Source organism: Streptomyces torulosus (assembly GCF_001419765.1).
In the GTDB taxonomy this organism is placed as follows: Bacteria; Actinomycetota; Actinomycetes; order Streptomycetales; family Streptomycetaceae; genus Streptomyces; species Streptomyces torulosus.
Window position 1 is genome coordinate 1 of sequence record NZ_LIRK01000964.1, and the last position, 2,918, is coordinate 2,918.

At 73.0% G+C, this 2,918-nt stretch carries 3 protein-coding genes; 1 reads left to right on the forward strand and 2 read right to left on the reverse strand.

Annotated features, from left to right (window positions below):
* The first annotated feature begins 151 nt into the window (after positions 1–151).
* Complete coding sequence (locus AOK23_RS43120) at positions 152–628, forward strand: hypothetical protein (protein ID WP_079050041.1); 477 nt, start codon at positions 152–154, stop codon at positions 626–628.
* Between the two features lie 24 nt (positions 629–652).
* Here the strand turns inward: AOK23_RS43120 and AOK23_RS43125 are convergent, their stop codons facing one another.
* Entirely contained in the window at positions 653–1,876 is a 1,224-nt protein-coding gene (locus AOK23_RS43125) for a substrate-binding domain-containing protein (RefSeq protein ID WP_079050042.1), read from the reverse strand.
* The gene (locus AOK23_RS43130; RefSeq protein ID WP_063791514.1) at positions 1,873–2,850 is read right to left on the reverse strand and encodes an ABC transporter permease; all 978 of its coding nucleotides are present in this window, start codon (positions 2,848–2,850) and stop codon (positions 1,873–1,875) included. The genes AOK23_RS43125 and AOK23_RS43130 overlap by 4 nt, the downstream gene beginning before the upstream one ends.
* Positions 2,851–2,918 lie beyond the last annotated feature (68 nt).

A 2,918-nucleotide genomic window follows, 5' to 3' on the forward strand; every position in this document is an offset into this window, starting at 1 on the left:
GTCCGGCATCCCGCCCTCCCCGGTTCGCCTGGCCGGGTGGCCGGTGCGGTGGTCCGCGCGAGGCGCGTTGCCCGGTGGGACGCGGACGCCTGGAATGGCTCGCCGGTGCCCCGGTGGCCGGGGCGCCCGAAGCCGACCCGAGGGAGAACCCATGCGCTCCGCCCCTGTCCGTCGCGGTGTGACCGCCGCCGCCCTGACCGCCGTCCTCGCTCTTTCCCCGCACGCCGCCACCGCGGTGGCGGACTCCGGGGACGACGACGTCGTACGCGTCAGGCTCACCGGCGTCACGGCCGTCGACACGAAGCCCCGGCACGTCGAGCCCGGCGACAGCTGGGTCACCCATCTGAAGCTGTACACCCCGAAGAAGAAGTTCGCCGGTGACGCCGGTGCGCGGTGCGCCGCCGTCGAGGCCACCGGGCACCGGGTGACCGCGCAGTGCACCCGTGTCCTGCGGCTGAAGAAGGGGGAGATCACCCTCAACGACATGATCACCCGTGAGAACCGTGCGCCGATCACCGCCAAGACGTCCATCGCCGGCGGAACCGGCGTCTACAAGGACGCCGAGGGCGAGGGCTACATCACCCTGGAAGGCGACCGCGTCCACTTCGATCTCCGTGTCGAGGACTGACGTCGCGTCCGTGCGACCGGGCCGTCACCTGCCCCAGATCTTCCGGTACGCCTCCTGGTAGCCGGACGGGTTCCAGGTGGTGGCACCCTCGCTGTTGTCGGCGGTGGTGATGTGCACGGGGGCCACATATCCGCTGGCGGGGCTGCCGGAGAAGGCGCGGTTGAACTCGTCGACGATCTGCCAGCCCTGGAGGGACAGCGGCTCGGGCACGGTGGCCGCCTGGTACTGGCGGCTGTTGACGCGCTGGAAGGCGGACGGGTCGCCGTCCCCCGCACCGATGTTGAAGGGCGGACCGGAGCCCTTCCGCCCGGCGGCGCGGAACGCCGGGGCGGCGTCGGCGAAGTACAGGTCGTTGATCGCCACGGAGTGGGTCCAGCGGTCCTGGAAGCGGGAGAGCAGCGAGGACACCTCTCGGGGCGTGCGGCTGCTCGCGTCCGGGATCGGGATGTTCTCGTAGGACAGCAGCCGTACGCCCCGGCAGGTGGCCAGCTCTTTTCTGATCAGCTCGGACTTGTGCTTGGCGAAGGGGATCGAGGCGTCGGTGAACACCACGACCCCGGCGTTCCCGTCGGAGTCCGCGATGACCCACTGGGCGCTGATCCTGGCCACCGCCTCGACGCGGGTGGTCACGTTGGTGAAGAGCGGGGGCCGGCTGCTGGGGCCGGGGGAGGCGACCGCGTGCCAGCCGACGAGCGGGATGTCCGCCGCGTTCGCCCGGGCGACCTGCTGCGACGTCGAGTTGGGGTCGAAGCCGCCGATGACGATGCCGGACGGCCTGAGGGTGAGGGCCTCGCTCATCGCCGCCTGGATGCCCGCGGGGGTGCCGCCGCCGTCGATCACCCGGACGTTCCAGCCGATCACCCGTGCGGCCTCCCGTACACCGTCGGCGGCCCCGGCGACGCCCGGGTTCGTCATGGTCTGCGCGACGAAGACGAGGGTCCTGCCCGCCACCGCCCTCGGGCCGGTCGTCGGCCCGTTCCAGGGGACGTCGGTCCGCTCCGCCCTGCCGACGGCCTCCTCGGCCCTGGCGCGGACCGCCGGACAACCGTCCGCGGTGGCGGGTGAGTCCCCCGAATCGCTCGACGAGCCGCGTTCGCAGCCGGTCAGGGCGGCGGCCACGGCCAGCAGGAGGGCGGCGGCGGACCGGGCCGTGCGGGCGCCGGGTGTGGGGGTGCGGTGGTGGTGCACGGGGGCTCCTCGCGCAGGGGTGCGGGGCTCGGTGCCGCTGCGGGCGGCGGTCCGGTTCATGGGCTGCCGTCCTCAGGCGTCACGGCCGCGGCGTCGGAGGTCGTGGCGGCCCCGGTGCGCAGCCGGCGCCGCGCGGAGTAGCCCGCCAGGCCGACGGCGAGCAGCAGGGTGCCGCCGTGGAAGAGCGGGACCGTCCAGAACTCGGCGCCCAACTGGGCGATACCGGTGAGGCCGACGGCGAGGACGGCGACCGCGACCAGGGTGCCCAGGGGGTTGGGGCGGCCGGGCCGGATGGCGGTGGCGCCGAGGAGGGCGCCGACGAAGGCGGGCAGCAGATAGTCGAGGCCGACGCTCGGGTTGCCCAGCTGCTGCTGGGCCGCGAGCAGGACGCCCGCGCAGCCGACGATCAGCCCCGAGGTGGCGAAGGCGCACACGGTGTACTTGCGGACCGGGATGCCGACGAGGTCGGCGGCGCGCGGGTTGGAGCCCACGACGTACAGGTACCGGCCGAGCGGCAGCCGCTCCAGCACCACCCAGAGGGCGACCGTGAGGGCGAGGACGTAGAAGGCCGGGACCGGGAGGCCGAGGAACGTGGAGTCGTAGAGGTCGGTGAAGGCGGCCGGCAGTCCTTCCGGGCCGGGGACGATCCGGCCGCCGTCGGTGATCCAGCCGGTGACGGCGTACATCATGCTGCCGGTGCCCAGCGTCGCGATGAAGGAGTCGATCCGGCCGAACTCGACGATGACGCCGTTGAGGACGCCCACGGCCGTTCCCCCGGCGACCACGACGAGGCAGGCGAGCGGCCAGGGCCAGTCCGCGTCGACGATGAGGTACAGCACCATGACGTGCGCCAGCCCGAGGCCGTAGCCGATGGAGAGGTCGAACGCCCCGGTGACGATGGGGACCATCGCGGCCAGGGCGAGGACGGCTGGGATGGACTGCGTGGACAGGATCGAGTCGAGGGTGTCCAGCGTGGGGAAGGTGCGGGGCAGGGCGAGGGAGAAGACCAGGTAGAGCAGGCCGGTGAGGACCAGGAGTCCGTACGCGCCGGCGAGGTGTCCGGCGCGTACGGACTCCTGGTCCTCACCGGCCTGCTCTACCT